Source organism: Rhizobium leucaenae USDA 9039 (genome assembly GCF_000426285.1).
Taxonomy (GTDB): Bacteria; Pseudomonadota; Alphaproteobacteria; order Rhizobiales; family Rhizobiaceae; genus Rhizobium; species Rhizobium leucaenae.
The window spans coordinates 18,075-35,335 of record NZ_AUFB01000008.1 but is presented as its reverse complement, the minus strand read 5'-3'; the positions used below and the strand labels follow the sequence as shown (position 1 = coordinate 35,335).

19 protein-coding genes and 1 pseudogene are annotated in these 17,261 nt (G+C 57.6%); 7 read left to right on the top strand and 13 right to left on the bottom strand.

Features of this window, described 5'->3' with window-relative positions; all coding sequences use genetic code 11:
• Positions 1-30 precede the first annotated feature (30 nt).
• Positions 31-468, bottom strand: coding sequence for a lipocalin-like domain-containing protein (locus tag K290_RS34245; protein ID WP_065091440.1), 438 nt, complete (start codon positions 466-468; stop codon positions 31-33).
• An 814-nt stretch (positions 469-1,282) separates the two neighbouring features.
• On the opposite strand from K290_RS34245, the gene K290_RS0114015 reads away from it, so the two are divergent.
• The 5 genes from K290_RS0114015 to K290_RS0113990 all read left to right on the top strand — a co-directional run bounded on the left by K290_RS0114015 (position 1,283) and on the right by K290_RS0113990 (position 4,490).
• The gene (locus K290_RS0114015) at positions 1,283-2,026 is read left to right on the top strand and encodes a helix-turn-helix transcriptional regulator (RefSeq protein ID WP_028752512.1); all 744 of its coding nucleotides are present in this window, start codon (positions 1,283-1,285) and stop codon (positions 2,024-2,026) included.
• 247 nt (positions 2,027-2,273) lie between these two features.
• Positions 2,274-2,942 (top strand): acyl-homoserine-lactone synthase, encoded by a 669-nt coding sequence (locus tag K290_RS34240; protein ID WP_051264062.1) that lies wholly within the window; start codon positions 2,274-2,276, stop codon positions 2,940-2,942.
• A gap of 157 nt (positions 2,943-3,099) precedes the next feature.
• On the top strand, positions 3,100-3,282 hold the full coding sequence (locus K290_RS0114000; protein ID WP_028752511.1) for a hypothetical protein: 183 nt from the start codon (positions 3,100-3,102) through the stop codon (positions 3,280-3,282).
• 1 nt (position 3,283) lies between these two features.
• Positions 3,284-3,490, top strand: coding sequence for a hypothetical protein (locus K290_RS0113995; RefSeq protein WP_028752510.1), 207 nt, complete (start codon positions 3,284-3,286; stop codon positions 3,488-3,490).
• A 133-nt stretch (positions 3,491-3,623) separates the two neighbouring features.
• A complete protein-coding gene (locus K290_RS0113990; RefSeq protein ID WP_028752509.1) occupies positions 3,624-4,490 on the top strand; it encodes an MBL fold metallo-hydrolase in 867 nt (288 codons plus the stop codon).
• A 76-nt stretch (positions 4,491-4,566) separates the two neighbouring features.
• Here the strand turns inward: K290_RS0113990 and K290_RS0113985 are convergent, their stop codons facing one another.
• The 5 genes from K290_RS0113985 to K290_RS0113960 form a co-directional block, all read right to left on the bottom strand.
• Entirely contained in the window at positions 4,567-5,475 is a 909-nt protein-coding gene (locus K290_RS0113985; protein ID WP_028752508.1) for a homocysteine S-methyltransferase family protein, read from the bottom strand.
• A gap of 160 nt (positions 5,476-5,635) precedes the next feature.
• On the bottom strand, positions 5,636-6,325 hold the full coding sequence (locus tag K290_RS0113975) for an ABC transporter permease (protein WP_028752507.1): 690 nt from the start codon (positions 6,323-6,325) through the stop codon (positions 5,636-5,638).
• A gap of 12 nt (positions 6,326-6,337) precedes the next feature.
• On the bottom strand, positions 6,338-7,063 hold the full coding sequence (locus tag K290_RS0113970) for an ABC transporter permease (RefSeq protein ID WP_028752506.1): 726 nt from the start codon (positions 7,061-7,063) through the stop codon (positions 6,338-6,340).
• Positions 7,064-7,075: 12 nt separating this feature from the next.
• Complete coding sequence (locus K290_RS0113965) at positions 7,076-7,849, bottom strand: transporter substrate-binding domain-containing protein (RefSeq protein ID WP_028752505.1); 774 nt, start codon at positions 7,847-7,849, stop codon at positions 7,076-7,078.
• A 44-nt stretch (positions 7,850-7,893) separates the two neighbouring features.
• Complete coding sequence (locus K290_RS0113960) at positions 7,894-8,673, bottom strand: ABC transporter ATP-binding protein (protein ID WP_028752504.1); 780 nt, start codon at positions 8,671-8,673, stop codon at positions 7,894-7,896.
• Between the two features lie 175 nt (positions 8,674-8,848).
• Here K290_RS0113960 and K290_RS0113955 point away from each other — a divergent pair, with 175 nt between their 5' ends.
• Entirely contained in the window at positions 8,849-9,331 is a 483-nt protein-coding gene (locus K290_RS0113955; RefSeq protein WP_028752503.1) for an Lrp/AsnC family transcriptional regulator, read from the top strand.
• 64 nt (positions 9,332-9,395) lie between these two features.
• On the opposite strand, the pseudogene K290_RS0113945 reads toward K290_RS0113955, so the two are convergent.
• From K290_RS0113945 to K290_RS0113925, 4 genes and pseudogenes are all read right to left on the bottom strand, one after another.
• Positions 9,396-10,633 (bottom strand): annotated as a pseudogene (locus K290_RS0113945) (ABC transporter substrate-binding protein).
• 53 nt (positions 10,634-10,686) lie between these two features.
• Positions 10,687-12,798 (bottom strand): putative bifunctional diguanylate cyclase/phosphodiesterase, encoded by a 2,112-nt coding sequence (locus K290_RS0113940; RefSeq protein ID WP_425337595.1) that lies wholly within the window; start codon positions 12,796-12,798, stop codon positions 10,687-10,689.
• A gap of 473 nt (positions 12,799-13,271) precedes the next feature.
• Positions 13,272-13,589 carry a helix-turn-helix domain-containing protein gene (locus K290_RS34235; RefSeq protein WP_342426145.1) on the bottom strand — a complete coding sequence of 106 codons (318 nt, stop codon included), beginning with the start codon at positions 13,587-13,589 and terminating at the stop codon, positions 13,272-13,274.
• A 190-nt stretch (positions 13,590-13,779) separates the two neighbouring features.
• The gene (locus tag K290_RS0113925) at positions 13,780-14,178 is read right to left on the bottom strand and encodes a DUF1236 domain-containing protein (RefSeq protein WP_028752498.1); all 399 of its coding nucleotides are present in this window, start codon (positions 14,176-14,178) and stop codon (positions 13,780-13,782) included.
• 268 nt (positions 14,179-14,446) lie between these two features.
• On the opposite strand from K290_RS0113925, the gene K290_RS0113920 reads away from it, so the two are divergent.
• Positions 14,447-14,953, top strand: a complete 507-nt coding sequence (locus K290_RS0113920; protein WP_051264061.1) for a hypothetical protein — start codon at positions 14,447-14,449, stop codon at positions 14,951-14,953.
• 45 nt (positions 14,954-14,998) lie between these two features.
• On the opposite strand, the gene K290_RS0113915 is transcribed toward K290_RS0113920, so the two are convergent.
• The 3 genes from K290_RS0113915 to K290_RS0113905 are packed head-to-tail and all read right to left on the bottom strand — an operon-like array spanning position 14,999 to position 17,260.
• Positions 14,999-15,481: a GNAT family N-acetyltransferase gene (locus K290_RS0113915; RefSeq protein WP_028752496.1), complete on the bottom strand. Its 483-nt coding sequence runs from the start codon at positions 15,479-15,481 to the stop codon at positions 14,999-15,001.
• Positions 15,474-16,451 (bottom strand): ABC transporter ATP-binding protein, encoded by a 978-nt coding sequence (locus K290_RS0113910; protein WP_154668601.1) that lies wholly within the window; start codon positions 16,449-16,451, stop codon positions 15,474-15,476. Before K290_RS0113910 ends, K290_RS0113915 begins: the two co-directional genes overlap by 8 nt.
• Positions 16,448-17,260 carry an ABC transporter ATP-binding protein gene (locus K290_RS0113905; RefSeq protein WP_028752494.1) on the bottom strand — a complete coding sequence of 271 codons (813 nt, stop codon included), beginning with the start codon at positions 17,258-17,260 and terminating at the stop codon, positions 16,448-16,450. The genes K290_RS0113910 and K290_RS0113905 overlap by 4 nt, the downstream gene beginning before the upstream one ends.
• Position 17,261: the final 1 nt, after the last annotated feature.

The window sequence follows — 17,261 nt, the reverse complement described above, 5'->3', positions numbered from 1 at the left end:
ATGAAAGAGGCGCAGCAGCGCCCAGGTGAATCAGGCGTCGGCTGGTCCCTTGTCGCGGATCCAGGACATTTCGTTGACGGTGGTTACTCCCCCGCTTTCAGAAGGAGGCGTGCGCAAGATCAGCTCATCGCCGCTAAGCTCGTAGGGGCGAACCTGCTCGGTTTCCGACCAATTGGGGAAAGAGCTGCCTTCGATCCTGTGAGTGACCTTGCCGTCGGCAACCCTGTAGCTGCCGAAATAACCCAGACAGGTCGAATAGGCCGCCGCTTGCTCCTCGGCACTTCCGCCGAGCGGATTGCTTGTTTCTAAAGGCGGACGATGCGCGGCCGTCATTTGCACCATCATCTTGCCGTCCGACGTGTAGACAAGCAAACCCGACGCGTCCTCACCAAGCGGATAGGAAACATCCCCTTTGCTCGTCGTCCTGCGCCATCCTGATAGTCTCCAAGATCCCTTGAGATTGTTCATGTCCGCCTCTGTGCTTGCCGGAAACGCAATCGCTCTGCCCCCGCACGGTCATCTCCGACGGTGACGCAAGGCATTGCATGGGTTCCACTTTCGGAATTCGAGCATGGCGTTACGGCACGAGAGTGCGAACACCTCGGCGCAACGTCACATCATTGAAGCCTGAAAACTGATCGATGAGGCAGAACATCAGCCCCCTCCATCAGTCACACATCGCAACTGTCCCAAACAGGTCACACATGCTGCGCGCCTGTTGCTGGTTTTCTCCTGGCGACGGCGAAGCCATAGCTTTACCGCTCATCGACCTGCTGACGTTGAGGTCGATTCTGAAGGCTGACTATTTTTGTAGGCATCGACGGAAGCCATCGCTTCCGTCGAAATCGGACGTACGTCCAAGCGGCAGGTTGACCCTGCCTGCAAAGCTTTTTGGATTTCTTTCCCAGATGCCCAAAGACCGGCCAGGCAGTGCCCATTTCGCACGCCGCAGCCTTCCTACGAAAGACTAACTTTGGCCTTCGGTATGCCCGCACCCTGTAGCTGCAATTTCCTTCCCTTGTGTCGGATTTAACAGCTACCTTACGCAACGGTAAATAAGCAATTTTGCCTACCTTTGAGCGCATTCCTGATCGGACGAAGAACCTGCGGCATATCAGCCCGATCATGCGAGACAGCCTCTCTGCCAACGACCCTCTCGCTCGCACCCAGGTTTTATTATAAAAACATCATATAATGCCGGCAGTCACCCGAAATGGTCATGAAAATAATACTTCCTTGAGCTAATATGCGTTAGACTATGTGAAATCCTGGGGAGGGACGAGTGAACAGTGAAGCCGTGGCAACTGCTAACGTCATGTTCGACTTTTTGTCGGAAACCGCTGCGGCAAAAAGCAAGGATGAAATACTCGGCTCCCTGGATCGGTCGGCACGCCATTTTGGTTTTAGCTGTTTTGCAATTTCCGGCATACCTTTGCCCACCGAGCGCATTGATTCCTACTTTATGTTGAATGCCTGGCCGTCAGAGTGGTTCGACCACTATGTTTCGCACAACTATGTGCACGCCGATCCCGTAATCCAGCTCTCTAAAATGCAGGACGGTGCTTTCGTTTGGTCGGAGGCGCTGCGAGATCAAGAGCTTGGCCGTCACGCGCGCCGCGTCATGAACGAAGCGAGAGAATTTAAAATGAAAGACGGCTACAGCGTGCCCTTGCACTCAGCAAGCGGCTTCCAAGCGATCGTCACGTTCGGTGCTGAAAAGGTGGATCTCTCCGGCGCTGCCAGGGGGGCGCTGCATATTCTGTCGATCTATGCCCACAATGCGCTGCGCGGCCTTATGGCGAAAGAGGCGAGATCACGAGATCGGAGCCTGCTGCGGATCACGGCGCGGGAGCGTGAAATCATTCAGTGGTGCGCGGCCGGCAAGACAGCCATAGAGATTGCCGGAATTCTGGGGCGTTCGCACCGAACCATTCAGAACGAGATCTTGAATGTTCAGCGCAAGCTCAATGTCGTGAACGCGGCCCAGATGATAGCGGAAAGTTTTCGTTTCGGAATACTTCGCTAAAGCGTCTTATCGGCGGGCTGCAGACAGGTCGGCATGCTTTCGCCCCCTCTTGCCGGTTACCCGCTTCGCCTTGGAGCCGGCACGACCAACCCTCAATCCAAGCTCACGCGACGACGTCGGCCGAGAGCTGAAAGCTGGGTATTTTTACTCATTTAAATGGCAGGGACTATCATGCATTCTTGCCGCAAAATCAGGGGCAAGGATGATTAGGCTCTACGTCGGTTGCTCGGCATCAAACGGGCAAACAATGGAGAAAATTTGGCGCTTCCGGCACGAGCAATTTGTGGAAAGGCTCGGTTGGGAAGCCATTCGCCGAAGCGACGGATTGGAAATAGACCAGTTCGATCACGACCGCGCCCTGCATCTCGCACTCTTTCATGAAGATGACGTCGTGGGGTACTCGCGATTGCTCCCTACGACGGAACCGCATTTGTTGTCGGACATCTATCCTCAGATCATGAACGGCGGAACGTGGCCACGCTCGCCGGACATTTTTGAGTGGACCCGATGTGTTGTCGCGAAAGGTGAAATACTCATCAATGAGGTGCCGGCCTCACACATCCTGATGACAGGGGTGCTGGAATTCTGCCTTGTCGCCGGCATCAGTTCGCTGATCGTCGAAACGCACCCAAAGTTGGTGGACCTGTTGATTTCGACAGGTTGGCAGGTAACCAAACTCGGACTGCCCTCGCTGCTCGAGGACGGCTTGGTTATGCCAATCCAAGCAAAGCCGTCCATGGCCGGTTTGATGCGGCATCATCAACTCTACTCCATCCATGGAACAACCCTCTTGCTGGAACCGGAGCTTCACAACCCGCTGAAGCCCGAGACGACTTTGAGCCACTTGCCCTACTTGGCTCATGCAAGAGTTCGTTCAAACCACAAGAACAATGAAAACGCCTATTTGGCTAAGTGAAAGCACCGGGCCAGACCATAAGCGCGAACCGGCTTTCAGCGGGCGACATATGCGATCGGGAGGCGCTGCAAGCGCCGACTGCCGAGATGCGACTGACAGATTTCAGAAGAGATATGCCAGCTCGCTTGTTCCGGCAAAAAGCGGAAATGAGGGAGTGATGCGACTGCTGCGAGCATTGGTCGAGCAGATTAGATCCACCGAAGAGCGCGATCGCCCTCGGGACGGCGACGACGCTTACAACGAGCTGTGGGTGCAACGTTTGATCGATCAATTCGATCAGGAATTGAAGGCTGCAGAATGCCGGGAAACCGGAAAGACGCTTCAGGACAAGCTGGTGTGAGATGACAAGCGATAAACAGAATCAAACTGCGATTTTTGCGGAACCCGAAATCTATATTAAGGAACTGGTGCACGATCAGGCCAATAATTTGAGCGCAATCATCACCCAGGTATTTGAAAACCAGACGTCGACCGAGGACGTCGCATTGATACGCTATCTGCTTCAAATGCTCAGCGTGGCAACCACGGTCGAAAGAAAGTTTCATTAGATAGAAACACAGCAGCGCCTCGCCCTGGTATTGTAGCTGCCGCCGGCCGACCGGCCTCATTCGAAGCCGGTTGGGAATGGTCAATTCCTGCCGCGTATATTGCAATGGAAATTTCTTGTGAGGAGGGGCTCGCATGAATATCGCTGTAAAACTGTGCTCTTATCCCGGCCTTGACGATCGGATCACGATTGTCAGGGCTGGCGACGAAGTTGATAGCGTGTTTGTGCGCACGGAAAAATTTAACGTTCTGATCGATACCCTCGGAACGCCCGAGCTTTGTCAGACGGCTTTGAATCTGCTTGGGGAACAAGCGCGGGACCGTCCGGTGATCGTCGTCAATTCCCATATGGATTGGGATCATTTCTGGGGCAATGCAGCCATTGCCGGAAAAGCGCCGATTATCGCCCATGCGGCAGCACTCGAACGTCTGCGCGATCCATCCTGCCGGCAGACGCTGCGGGAAAAGGCAGACCAGGAGGCACGATTCCGAAGTGTCGAACTTGTCGGCCCCGACGTTACCTTTTCAGGCTCGACCATGCTTCATGGTGGCGATCTTAGCCTGGAACTCATTCACACCCCAGGACACACGCCCGACCACATCGCCGTATGGATCGCCGAAATCCGTGTCTGCCTTGCGGTCGATGCGGTAGAGCATCCGATTCCCGAGGTCTGGAGTGAGAATGCGGATGATCTTCGTTTGCTCCGTTCATCACTCCTGCGCATTCGCGATCTGAATGCGCAGTTCGTCATTCCAGCCCATGGCATGAGATGCTCTCCCTCCACCGTGGACGAGAATTTAGCCTACTTCGAAAAATTATCGGATCGTGTCGGCAGCCTCAATGAAGTCCAGTTAGCGGACCCGGCGCTGAGTAGATCGCCGGGGCTTCGGCTACAGGATTTCGTGCCGCTCCCAAACGGCATGGCCGCGCAGACCATCGAATTCTATGAGAAATGTCATCAAACGAATCTTCGAGCGACCATAGCGGCACACAAGGAGTGAAGAGGATGCGATGAGGCATCGCGTCCTCTTTGCGATTTGGATCCGTCCATGCGCGCATCCGGGACATGCGCGCGTATCAGCCCAGCAATGCCTGTTTGAGGCGATGAATGTGGCCCGCGCCAATGCCGCAGCAGCCACCGATGATGGTTGCGCCCGCTTGGACCCATGAGCAGGCGAAGCGCGAATATGCATCGTCATTCAGATCGCTGCGGGTGTCGTGCAGGCCCTCGTTGGCAGCAGAATCGCCTTGCTCGCCCTCGAAGGCATTGGCATAGACGCCGATTTCGAGCGCAACACCCCTATCCCTGAACACCCGGGCCGCGGTTTCGACGGCCGGCTGCATCACTTCCGGCTTGCTGCAATTGAACAGGAGCACGCTTGCACCCGAAGAGGCAGCCCAGATCGCCGCATCTTCGACGCTTTCACCGGAGCGGAGTTTCGGGTCGCTCCCATTTCTCTGCGCCGCATCATCCGCGAGCGTAAACGAGATCCAGAACGGCTTGCCCGTCGCGGCAACTGCGGTGCGCACAGCTTCTCCCTCCGCGATCAGGCTCAGCGTCTCGCCGAGCCAGACATCGACATAAGGATCAAGATTTTCGACCAGTACCTTGAGATAGTCCTGCACGCGCGAAGGATCGAAATTCTCCGGTTCGTAGGAGCCAAAGATCGGCGGCAACGAACCGGCGACCAGCACCTTGCGATCACTGCAGGCATCGGCCGCTTCACGCGCCAATTGGCCTGAACGCGCAATAAGCTCTGCACCTTCCTTCCAGAAGCGCTCTTCGCCGATATGGAAAGGCACGAGTGCATAGCTGTTTGTCGTGACGACTTCCGAGCCGGCGGCGATGAATTCCTCATGCACCTTTCGGACGATGTCGGGTGAATTGATCAGCGCCAGCGCCGACCATTCCGGCTGCTTCAGTTCGGCGCCGAGGCGCATGAGTTCGCGGCTCATGCCGCCGTCAAGAATGCGGAGTTTGCTCATAAACGGGTCTCCCGGAATGGATTTACGCAGCTATCAAAGTCTGGCCGCGCGATTCCTGTGTCGGCGGCCGGCGGTTCAAGATCGGACGGTCGGTCTCTGCGAGCTTGGCAGAAGCCTTCAAGCAGGCGTGAGGGCATGGCCTTCCTTTGGCATTGTGAGGTCAACGTCGGACCGGCACCTGTGCCTCCAGGAGGCGGAAGGCGCGAGCAATGACGGCGGTTAGAATGAGATAGAAGACGGTGACGACGATCAGCGGCTCATAGACGAGCAGCGTGTCTTGCCGCACCTTGCTGGCGACGGCGTAAAGATCCATGACGGTGACGGTGAAGGCCAGCGGTGTCGCCTTGAGCTGCATGACGATCTCGCCACCGATCGTCGGCAACGCAATACGAATGGCGCGTGGCAGCCAGATGCGCCGCGTCAGCGTGAAGGGGCGCATGCCGAATGCGCGGCCGGCCTCCAGCTCGCCCTTCGGAACGGCAAGCAAGGCACCGCGGAGCACTTCTGCCTCATAGGCCGCATAGTTCAGCGTGAAGCTCACAGCCGCGAAGAAGAAGCCTTCACGCAGGACCGGCCAGAACAGGCTCTGGCGGATGCCCGGGATCATCGGCAGCAGCGATCCGATGCCGTAATAGAGAAGCCAAAGCTGAATGAGCAGGGGCGTGCCGCGGAAGAAGGTACAGTAAGCACGAGCGGCATATCGCACAACTGAGCCGCCGCTGACCTGGGCGAAGGCAAGGCCGATTGCGAGGATGAAGCCGAAAACGACCGAGATCACCAGCAGCGATATCGTTTGCCCTGCGCCGTCCAACAGAAGCGGCCAGTAGGAGACGATCCATGAAAAGGTCATATCACGCGCTCCTCAGGCGAGCTTCGGCTGACCGCGCCGCAGCCGGCGCTCGATCAGGTTGAAGACGACGTTGGAGGCGAGGGTCAGGGCGAGATAAAGAAAGGCGGAGGCGAGAAAGAAGATGAAATAATGCTTGGTGCTCGCCCCGGCGAGGCGCGTGGCGAGCGCCAGCTCCTGATAGCCGACGACGGCGACCAGCGCGCTGTCCTTGGTGATCGACATCCACAGATTGGCAAGGCCCGGCAGAGCGTTCGGCAACAATGCGGGCAGCACGACACGGCGAAAACATAGCGTGGGGCTCATGCCGAACGCCTTTGCCGCCTCGATCTGGCCGACGGGGATAGCGAGGATCGCGCCTCTGAGCACTTCCGTCATGTAGGCGCCCTGCACGAAACCGAGCACGGCGACGGCAACGGCAAAGCCGTTCATCTCGAATGTGGGCAGATTGATGGTGGCCAGGAGCCGGTTGAGCCCGTCCATCCCGGCATAATAGAGACCGACGATCAGGATCAATTCCGGAATGGCGCGGATCGCTGTCGTATAGAGATCAAGTATCAGGTGGAGCGGCCTATTGCCGGAAAGCTTGCCGAGAGCGCCGCCAGTGCCGAGCACCAGGCCGATCAGAAAGGCGCCTGCAGAAATGGAGACGGTGGAGGCGGCACCCAACAACAGCACGCCTCCCCATCCCGGCGGATAGGGGGAAAGCAGCTCCAAGATCGTTTGCTGGGTGACCGCCATCGTTCGGTTCGCTTATTTTGCGCCGTAGATGTCGAAGTCGAAATACTTCTTGGTGATTTCGTCGTACTTGCCGCTGGTGCGGACTGCCGCAATCGCCGCGTTGAGCTTCGTTTTCAGCTCTGTGTCTTCCTTGCGCAGGCCACCGGAAACGCCGGCTCCAAGGATTTCCTTGTCGTCGGCCACATCACCCATCTTGGCGCAGCAATCCTTGCCGCCATCGCTTTTCAGGAAGGCATCAAGAGCAAGAGAATCGCCGAACACATAGTCGATGCGGCCGGCTGCCAGATCCTGGAACGCTTCGTCGAGGGTTTGATAGGTCTTCTGTTCCGCGACATTGGCAAAATACTTCTTGTAATAATCCGACTGGATGGTGGACACCTGAATGCCGATGGTCTTGCCTTTCACGTCATCGGCCGTTGCGCCGGGCTTTCCGTCCTTCGGGCCGATCAGCGTGCTGGGCGTGTTGTAATATTTGTCGGTGAAGTCGATGACCTTGGAACGCTCCGCGGTATTGGACATCGACGACCAGATCACGTCGAACTTCTTGCTCTGAAGGGCCGGAATGAGGCCATCCCAGGAGAGCTCCACGATCGAGCATTTCTCCTTCATCTGCTCGCAGACGGCGTCCATCAGGTCGATTTCCCAGCCTTGCCACTTGCCCGAAGCGTCTTTGGCGAAGAAGGGCGGATAGGATTCATTCATGATGCCGAAACGAACCTCGGCCTGCGCAGTGATAGCGGAAAGGGCAAGCGTGGCGCCGGCAAGAAGGATGGGCAGCAGTTTCATTGGCAGAAATCTCCAGATGAGGTTGTTTGTGATGGCGGTGTGGATCAGTGGACGAGCATGCCGGTGAATTCCCGGCACCGGGCGCTGAGGGGCGTATCGAAGATCTGTTTCGGCGGCCCCTCCTCCTCGATCCGCCCCTGATGCAGGAAAAGAACGTGGCTGGAGACATCGCGGGCAAAGCGCATCTCATGCGTGACCAGCAGCATGGTACGGCCCTCTTCGGCGAGATCGCGGATGACCTTGAGCACCTCTCCAACCAATTCCGGATCCAGCGCCGAGGTCGGTTCGTCGAAAAGCATCACGGCCGGATCGACGCAAAGCGCACGGGCAATTGCGGCTCGCTGCTGCTGGCCTCCGGAGAGGAAGGCGGGGTAAGCATGGCGCTTTTCGTAGAGGCCGACCTTGTTGAGCAGGGCTTCCGCCTTCTCGATAGCCTCGCGGCGCGGAACACCCAGGACATGCACCGGGGCTTCGATGACGTTTTCGAGCACGGTCCGATGTGCCCAAAGGTTGAAGCTTTGGAAGACCATGCCAAGACCGGTGCGCAGCCTTTCGATCTGCCGCCAGCTCTTCGGCTGCATCTGTCCGCCGCGACCAGGTTTCCAGGCAATTTCCTCGCCATTCACGACGATGCGTCCACGGTCCGGTATTTCCAACAGGTTGATGCAGCGAAGAAAGGTGCTCTTGCCGGAGCCCGACGAACCGATGATCGAAATGACATCGCCCTTGCTGGCTTTCGCCGAAACGCCTTTGAGGACTTCATGCGGGCCAAAGCTCTTGTGGAGATTATCCACCTGAAGGGCTTGGGGGGACGGTTCTGTCATATACGATTCCAGTGAAAGCAATTTGCGGAGAATATCGCTAAGACGCGCTATTTTTGCGCGCAAATTCTGATCAATTTGGGTAAATTATGCAGAAATTCGTTTCTAACGCATCAAATATGACGCAATGCCTATCTCAGAGGGCAAATTGGCCACCAGAAGGACCGAAGGAACAGACATGGAAAGACTGGATCGTTTCGATCGCGATATCCTCGACATCGTTCAGCGCGATTGCCAGCTCACGGCGGAAACCATAGCCGAAAAGGTCGGGCTTTCGACCTCGGCCGTACAGCGGCGGCTGAAACGCCTCCGCGAAGACGGCGTTATCAAAGCCGAGGTCGCCATCGTCGACCGAAAGGCAACCGGCACGCCGATGGTGTTCATCGTCGGAATGGAAATCGAGCGCGACAATTACGACGCCTTGGCGAAGTTCCGCATTTGGGCGGAAAAGCAGGATCACATTCAGCAGGTCTATTACGTGACCGGAGCGGTGGACCTGATCGCCATCGTCACCGCCTGCGACGTCGAGCATTATGACGACATCGCGGCTTTGATCATGGCGGAAAATCCGCAGATCCGTCGCATGCACACCAATGTCGTATTGCGCGATGTCAAACTCGGCATGCTCGTCCCGCTGACAGAGGACGACCGCGGCCAGTAGTCCTCTGCCATGAAAAATTGGACCGAGGCTTCGACCTGTTACTCGGTAGCGAGAACTGAGCCCGTCATCGCTGCATCAAAATATCGTACAGCCGCTTTTGCGCCTCCTTCGGGGACGCGTTCCTATCGTTGAAGAAATCGCCAACCACGCCAATCCAACCCTCCGACATCTGGCTTGGCATCGCTTGGGATTGGGCGCTCACCTCGCCCTTCTTCGCCCGGATCATTTGCAAGCCGAGCTGACCGCAACGATCGAGACCAGCCGGGTCGACGTCCGTCCGAACGGGAAGCGATCCCTTGGTCCGGCTGAAGGCGGCTTGATTGTCCCGATCGAGAACCATGCGTGCGAAGGCTCTGCCGTGCCATCGCGATTGGTAAGCGGAAAGGCGAAGGCATCGATGACCATGAAATAGGCGATGGAGGTGCCGGGAACGAGCGTGCAGTCGAAGTCCTTGTCGACGAGATAGCCCCGCGCGACAAGCTCGCCCTTTGCCCAGTCGCCCATGAACTGCATGCCAGCCTGACCAGAGCCAACCGCTGCCGTGGCGTCCGCCCAGGTTTTGTCCTTTCGCGCTGCGAACGGCTCCACATAGTCCGACAAGCGCGAAAGCATTTCCAAGGCGTCGATCATACGCGGATCCAGGACAAGTGACGCATCACCACTCATGAGGCGTGCATATCCCTCCGGCCCGAATTTGTGATAGATGATGTCATTGAAAATGAGCGACACTTCCCATCTGCTGCCGCCAAGGGCAATCGGAATATGTCCGGCGGCTTTGATCTTTTCGGCGATGGTGAAAACATCTTCCCAGGAGGCCGGCATGCTCAAGCCGGCATCGTCAAATATCTTCCTGCTTGTCCAGAGCCAATTTTCCGCATGGATATTGGTCGGCGCGAAATACACCTTTCCCTGGTAGGATATCCGGTCAAGGACCGTCGCTGGAATGACATCCCGCCAGTGATCAGTTTCCGCGACATCATTTATGTCCTGAACAATTCCCATCTCCGGCAGTTCGCGCGATCCCTCGTTGGCATTCCATTGCATCACGGCCGGCGGATATCCGTTGGCGATGCGATCGCTGACGACACGCTGCACAGCCACCTTGTTTTCGGCAGGCATATCCACCCATTGATTGCCGGCGGTCGTCCATGCTTTGCGGAACACAGCAAGTGCGGCGGACTCGCTTTTCGACACCCAGAAATGCACGACATCCACCGACATGCCCTCGCCGGCAAGAGCCGGCATCGAGGAACATGCGGCCGCCAAACAAACTGCGATCCATGCCCGCATCCTTCCATTCATCCGCTGTTCCTCCGTCGAAAAATTTATTCAATCCGCCGAGCGCCGCTCAACCCTCAGCGCGCGATCTGCATCGTTCTTCGAGACGGCCTGCGCGTTGCCAAGTAGGGGACCGCCAAGCGCTCAACCGCTGCCGAGGCGGGTTCCGGCTTGGCGTACAGATAGCCTTGGCCGACCTCGCAGCCGGCACCCAGCAGGAAATCGCGTTGCGTTTCGTTTTCGATTCCTTCGGCGACGCACCGCTTGCCAAGATTACGAGCAAGATCGATCATCGCCCGCACGATCTGCTCTGAGCGAAGATCCCTTCCCAGGTCGCTGACGAAGCTGCGGTCAATTTTCAGTTCATCGAAGGGAAAATCACGCAGATGCACGAGTGACGCGAAGCCGGTGCCGAAATCATCCAGCGACACTGACATGCCGTGTTCCCGGAAACGTGTGATAGTCTCCATGATCTGGCTGGCGCTGCGATTAAGAAATACATCCTCCGTCACTTCCACGGCAAAGTCGCGCCATTCGAGCTGATGGGCGCGGACTGCCGCAGCAATGAGATCATATCCGTCGCTGCCGACCAGCAGCACTTCGGGAAGGTTGATGGCCACCGATCCCGGGCGCAGTCCTGCAGCCTTCCAGGTCTTTAGATCACGCGCCACGCTGTTGACGACGCAGCGCGTCATGCTGCTGATGAAGTGCGATCCCTCCATGAGCGACAGGAAACGGCCCGGCGGCAGGATGCCGAGCCGCGGATGATGCCAGCGCACCAAGGCTTCGAAGCCGAGATGCGCTCCGCTTTGAAGATTGACCTTCTGCTGGTAGTAAACCAGGAATTCGTTTCGGTCGGCGGCGAAGGCAAGAGCGGCTGCGAGTTGGTTCTCCTCCAGACGTTGCGCAAGCGATGCTTCATCGAAGATGACGGCGGTATTGCGCTTGGCTTTCGCAGCATAAAGCGCGAGATCGGCAACGCGCATGAGCGTCGCTTCGTCTGCGGCATGCTGGGGAACAGCCGCTCCGCCTATGCTGGCTGAAACCGGTAGAATCCGGCCGTCGAAACAGAATTCGGTGGCAATTGCTGCAACCGCACGCTTGGCGAGGACTTCCAGCGCCGTTGCGTCGGCAATGCCCGGGAGCAGAATGGCAAATTCGTCGCCGCCGAGTCTCGCCACGATATCGGTGGAGCGAAAGGTCCCTTGCAGCATACGGGCGACGTGACGAAGAACCGCATCGCCAGCCGGATGCCCGACGCTGTCGTTGATACCCTTGAAATGGTCGAGATCGACCAGCAGCATCGAAAAGCCCGTGCCGATTTGCTCAAGCGAGGCGAAGAACCCGCTCAACGCATCGTTGAAGGATGAGCGGTTGCTGAGGCTGGTGAGCGCATCGGTATGCGCCTGATGCGTCAACTTGGTCTCGAAGTCGACGGTCCGCCGATGTTCGTTGCGAAGCTTCCTTACGAGCGGCATAAAGAGAATTGCGGTCGCCAGAATGAGCGCCGCCGCTGTCAGGCCAAGAAGCACCGCGCTGATCAGACGCGCGTGGTCAATGCTCCCGTCGCTGCGATCATGAGCGTTGTCGATCAGCGTACTGAACTGGCGCATGAGCAGGCTGTCGGAAGAAACGGCAAAGTCGATCGGTCCCCAGAAGGAATAGCGCTGGCGTCGATCCTGCGCTTTTGCCGATACGACCCTATCGGCCCGCTTCAGAAAATCCTCGAGTCGACCGGCAAGTTCGACGCGCATTTGCTCCGATGCGGTATCACGCGGATTGAGCTTTTCGAGGAGATTGCGTTCTAACTTGCCGTGCAATTCCTCGAGTTGTCCGCTCATGCTGCGGATGTCGTCAATTGCTTTGCGAACATCCTCGACCATCGGCTTTATGATATATTCCGGCATTTGCGGATCGGCGGACGCCTTCATCACAGCCCGCGTCTGATTGGTGAGCTGCTGAAAACGGATGAACTGGCGCCCCGTAAGATAGCTGATGTCCTGCTGCAGCGAATGGCGATCGAGTGCGATCTCGACTGTCTGGTAGGTCGCCCCGATAAGCATCGTCATGATGATGACTGCGGCCACATAGTGCCGCCCGATCGATCGAATGTATCCCTCCAGAGAGGAATGACGTTTATCGGTCGGAGCCAATTCATTTTCCATATAGGACCAATCCCAGTCAGACATTCAGATTCTGCTGCAGCTTCACGACTGCGTTTCTTGGCAGCGTTTTGCCGTGAATAAACCTGCGCGGCGGTGCACCGCGCTTGTCAGCTCTGTTGATGATCGGTTGGTTTCAAAGGGCCGATCGCATTCGAGCGCGTCCGAACTACCGGCCGGTCGGCCGTGAATGCGCCACTCAATTGCCAATCAACAGGGGAAGCTTTTCGCGAGAGCGGCGGCAGCTTCATGGTGATCCTCCCGGCTGCAACGGTGACCAGAAGTGTCATCCATCCGGTCATTTCTCATTGCCGCGCAAATCATTCGGGCGGATCTGGAGCCCTGCAACCTCGTCGGTACTCGATGACCGATGCTGCAAGTGCATGGCGATTAGCCGACGAAAAGTTTAATAAAATGCTGCGCATGGCGATCCGAGGCGCGCTTCATTGCGCAATACGGATTGCATATCGGAAAATGGATATTAAGCCGCGCCGATCGGCCTAATTCGATCTCGCCGAGATACGGAAGCTGCCGCGATATTTCGCCGGCGTGATAGTAAAGCGCCCTTCAAAAGCTTCGTAGAAACGCGACAATGACCCAAATCCCGATTCAAATGCGACAGCGGCTATGGGCAGATCGCTTGAAATCAGCAAAGATTGAGCAGTGTCGAGCCGGTGGCGCGTTATGGCCTGATTGACCGTAAGTCCGACGGCCTTCTTGAAGATCGACCTGGCGTAATTCGGATGCAGCCCCGCGGCCAGCGCGACGTCCGTCGCCGATATCTCGCCCAATGCCTTCTCGGCAATAAAGCGAAGCATTTTTTTCCACGCGCGGGAGGCAAATCCCCGACGATTTCCAGAGAGAATAAGGCTCCTGGATGATGCAGGAATCCGTTATTCGATGTGAATGTTGAGAAATTTCCCTGGCACCTAAATCTTTTTAGTGTCTAGGCGCCACGCCACAGAACCGGATTGGGAAGGACCTCTGACAGAGGTCCTTCCTCTCGGATCATTCGATAATTTTGACAACCTTGCGCGTCTTCGGCTGAACGATGACACGTTGGTGGTTCACGACAGCATAGGCGTAGGTTGGGTTGTCCGGAACCGGCGTTACGACAACGGTTTCGGGGAGCGGCTGACCAACGACGACCCGATCCTGCACGACGGTTTCAGCAGGAGGCAGCGGCTGCTCTTCCACGTAGGTGACGACCTTCTGCGGCGGCGGATCAATCGCCGTTCCGACGATTGCTCCCGTCACGCCGCCGACTGCGGCACCCACGGGACCACCGACAACGGCTCCGGTAACTGCGCCGCCTGCGGCGCCGGTGACCGTCGAGGACTGCGCAAAAGCTGAACCAGCGAGAAGCCCGAAGGCGGCCGCCGCGGAAACGATGAGTTTCGTATTCATAGCGTTTTCCTTTCCTTTTGTGCTCACAAGAGCTGAGAGGGGAATGGCCCTGGCATCAGAATGTTCCTCCAGACGGGTCGTCTGGAATCATCACAAGTTGCACCATCCTGACAAACTTCGTGAGACATGAGAGCTGAACCTTTGCCCGATCAGGGGGCTGCGGTGGTGCAAAGGTTGTATTTCCAGAAGTGGCTTTCTATAGCTCGTGTGATCTACACGGATCAGCGTTTGTACTCGGCAACAAGAGAGACGATATGAAGGGAAGACGATGATTTCAAAGGTCGTGACGGCAGTGTTTCGGGCATTAGTTTTCGCCGCGGCGGCAGTTTTGGGATCGCATGAATTCGTCGAAGCCGGATCGGAACATTCATGGCTGCAGGATCCTAATACCCACTGCAGATTCGTCGCGCCGGCATCCCTCACAGCCGGGCCTACGTTTTGGACAGGCACCTGCACGGATGGGAAAGCCTCCGGGAGCGGAATGCTGCGCCGCCGCGACGGCAATCGTGCAGGCGCGGCCTTCTTTGGCCAAATGAAGGACGGAATTCCCCAAATAGGTGTTGTCGACCTCGGCGACGGATACCGGGCCGGCACCTTCGATCAGGATGACATCGGCGGCCGGGCTGAATCGGAGCCGCAAGTCCGGATTGACGCTTTCCGGGCTGCTATCGAAGCTACTCGTTTTGTGAGTGCTAAATATAAGGTGGAGAATAACCCCGGCTCCGCGCAACTTTATGAGACGCTCGCGAAAACATTTGAAGCGCAGCTTGACTGATCGGGTACCCATTCGCTCCCGCCTGCAGCAACCGTCCGATCTCCTTCAGCCGAGCGTCTTGGAAGTGCTAAGCATCCCGCGATAAATTCCCGGCCACGATCCGGGAATTTCGAGCGCATCGAGGCGTTTGCGGTAGAATTCGACCGGGCCTGGATCGCCGATGATGGCGTAGGCATAGCCCGCTTCGCGAAGGCCGTGGAGGGCGGCAAACAACAGCGCCTCGCCTATTCCCTTGCCGCGCTCATCTTCCGCAACCCCCGTCGGCCCGAAAAAGCCTTTGGCGGTGGCATCGCCGCAGGCAAAGCCCAACATCTCGCCATTCCTGACCGCAATCCACCTCATGATCGGATGGCTGCCGAAACCTGTTTCACTTTCGGCTGCCCATTTCGAGCCGAAATGCGTCTCGATCCAGTCGAGCACCTGACGGCGTTCCGGCGTGAGCGCCCGGCGTATCTCAACGCCATGGGCTGCCACTTTCGCATTGTCATGGGCGGGCAGGTCGTAAAGACGGACCAGAAGATCAGGCATGCTGTGCAATGTCTCCCATTGGAGGACTCATATCGAGATGATGGTAGACGAAATGGCCGGAAGCAACTTCGGCCGGCTGTCCGACCGGCCTGCGAGACGAATTCCGCACCGTCTCGGCATGCATCGAGAATGGCTGTCCCTGTTCACCGCGACCGCCCGTGATCCTGACCGCCGGATCGGGCACGGCCGAAAGCAGGAGCTGCGTATAGGGATGCTGCGGATTGCGGATCACGCTGGCTGACGGACCATATTCGACGATCTGGCCAGCAAACATCACCGCCGTCTCCTCGGCGATATAATGCGCCGTCGCGATATCATGGGTGATGTAGAGAAAGCTGATGCCGCGCTCGAGCTTCAGCCGGCGCATGAGATCGAGCACCGAGCGGCGGATAGAAACATCGAGCATGGATGTCGGCTCGTCCGCCACGATCAGCCTTGAATCGACGGCAAGCGCGCGAGCGAGATTAACGCGCTGGCGCTGCCCACCCGAAAGCTCATGCGGATATTTATCGAGCGTCACGTCCGGATCGAGTTCGACATCGACAAGCGTTTGGCGCGTCGCCTCCTCCAAAGCATCGCCTTTCAAGCCTCGATGCAGAATGAGAGGCCGCACGAGGTGATGGCGGATCTTATGTGCCGGATTGAGAGCGGCGAACGGATCCTGGAACACCATCTGCACCATGCGAAGATAGCTCATCTGATCGGCATGTGTCGTGAGGCCGGCAATATCCCGCCCCGCAAACAGGATGCGGCCCGACGTCGGCCGGAAAAGCCGGGCGACGGCCCGTCCGACGGTCGATTTTCCGGAACCGGATTCGCCGACGATCGCCAGCGCCCTTCCTGCCTGCAATGTCAAAGACACGTTTCGAAGCGCCTCGACCCGCTTCTCCGGCCCGAAAAAGGGCTTCAGCGTGAAGATCTTGCTGACGTTCTGCAGTTCGAGCAGCGGCGGGAAATTTTCGCCCATCATACGACGACCTCCATCGCGTGACCGAGGCGCGGCATCGCCTCCCACAAGCGCCGCGTATAATCATGCCGGGGTGCGGCCACGATATCGGCGACCGGCGCGGTTTCGACGATTTCGCCTTTCAGCATGATGGCAATCCGATCTGCAAATTGTGCCATCAGCGCCAGATCGTGGGTGATGAACAGGATGGAAAAGTTGAGCCTTTCCTTGAGCGTGACGATCTCCTGCAGGATCTCCCGCTGCACCACCACGTCAAGCGCAGTCGTGGGCTCATCCATGATCACGAGCTGCGGTTCGAGCGCGAGCGCGATGGCGAGCACGACGCGCTGGCGCATGCCGCCGGACAATTGATGCGGATAATCGTCAAGCCGGCTGGCGGAAATGGAGACGAGCCGCATCAGCGTTTCCGCACGCGCCCGGGCCGCGTCCCGTCCCATTCGGTCATGCCGGGACAACACATCCCGGAATTGCTCGAAGATCGTCAGCACCGGATTGAGCGAACTCATGGCGCTTTGGAACACCATGGATGCCTTGCGCCAGCGCCATTGCTCCAAGGCGCGGGCGGAAAGCGCAAGCACATCGGTCCCGTCAATCCGGATATCGCCTCTCGAAATAATCGCCGGCGGACGATGCAGCCGCATCAGGGCGAAGGCTACGGTCGATTTTCCGCAGCCGCTTTCGCCGGCCAGTCCCATCACCTCGCCGCGCTTTATATCGAAATCCACACCTTTGACGGCGGTGAAGAGACCGTGTTGGGTCAGGAAATCCACCTGCAGCCCGCGCACTTCCACAAGATTGGAGGAGAGGTTCAAT

Bases quoted from the DNA above. Each gene is read 5' to 3' on its own strand.
- K290_RS34245 (WP_065091440.1), bottom strand. From the start codon at position 468: ATGAACAATCTCAAGGGATCTTGGAGACTATCAGGATGGCGCAGGACG.
- K290_RS34240 (WP_051264062.1), top strand. From the start codon at position 2,274: ATGGAGAAAATTTGGCGCTTCCGGCACGAGCAATTTGTGGAAAGGCTC.
- K290_RS0114000 (WP_028752511.1), top strand. From the start codon at position 3,100: ATGCGACTGCTGCGAGCATTGGTCGAGCAGATTAGATCCACCGAAGAG.
- K290_RS0113995 (WP_028752510.1), top strand. From the start codon at position 3,284: ATGACAAGCGATAAACAGAATCAAACTGCGATTTTTGCGGAACCCGAA.
- K290_RS0113990 (WP_028752509.1), top strand. From the start codon at position 3,624: ATGAATATCGCTGTAAAACTGTGCTCTTATCCCGGCCTTGACGATCGG.
- K290_RS0113985 (WP_028752508.1), bottom strand. From the start codon at position 5,475: ATGAGCAAACTCCGCATTCTTGACGGCGGCATGAGCCGCGAACTCATG.
- K290_RS0113975 (WP_028752507.1), bottom strand. From the start codon at position 6,325: ATGACCTTTTCATGGATCGTCTCCTACTGGCCGCTTCTGTTGGACGGC.
- K290_RS0113970 (WP_028752506.1), bottom strand. From the start codon at position 7,063: ATGGCGGTCACCCAGCAAACGATCTTGGAGCTGCTTTCCCCCTATCCG.
- K290_RS0113965 (WP_028752505.1), bottom strand. From the start codon at position 7,849: ATGAAACTGCTGCCCATCCTTCTTGCCGGCGCCACGCTTGCCCTTTCC.
- K290_RS0113960 (WP_028752504.1), bottom strand. From the start codon at position 8,673: ATGACAGAACCGTCCCCCCAAGCCCTTCAGGTGGATAATCTCCACAAG.
- K290_RS0113955 (WP_028752503.1), top strand. From the start codon at position 8,849: ATGGAAAGACTGGATCGTTTCGATCGCGATATCCTCGACATCGTTCAG.
- K290_RS0113940 (WP_425337595.1), bottom strand. From the start codon at position 12,798: ATGTCTGACTGGGATTGGTCCTATATGGAAAATGAATTGGCTCCGACC.
- K290_RS34235 (WP_342426145.1), bottom strand. From the start codon at position 13,589: ATGCTTCGCTTTATTGCCGAGAAGGCATTGGGCGAGATATCGGCGACG.
- K290_RS0113925 (WP_028752498.1), bottom strand. From the start codon at position 14,178: ATGAATACGAAACTCATCGTTTCCGCGGCGGCCGCCTTCGGGCTTCTC.
- K290_RS0113920 (WP_051264061.1), top strand. From the start codon at position 14,447: ATGATTTCAAAGGTCGTGACGGCAGTGTTTCGGGCATTAGTTTTCGCC.
- K290_RS0113915 (WP_028752496.1), bottom strand. From the start codon at position 15,481: ATGCCTGATCTTCTGGTCCGTCTTTACGACCTGCCCGCCCATGACAAT.
- K290_RS0113910 (WP_154668601.1), bottom strand. From the start codon at position 16,451: ATGATGGGCGAAAATTTCCCGCCGCTGCTCGAACTGCAGAACGTCAGC.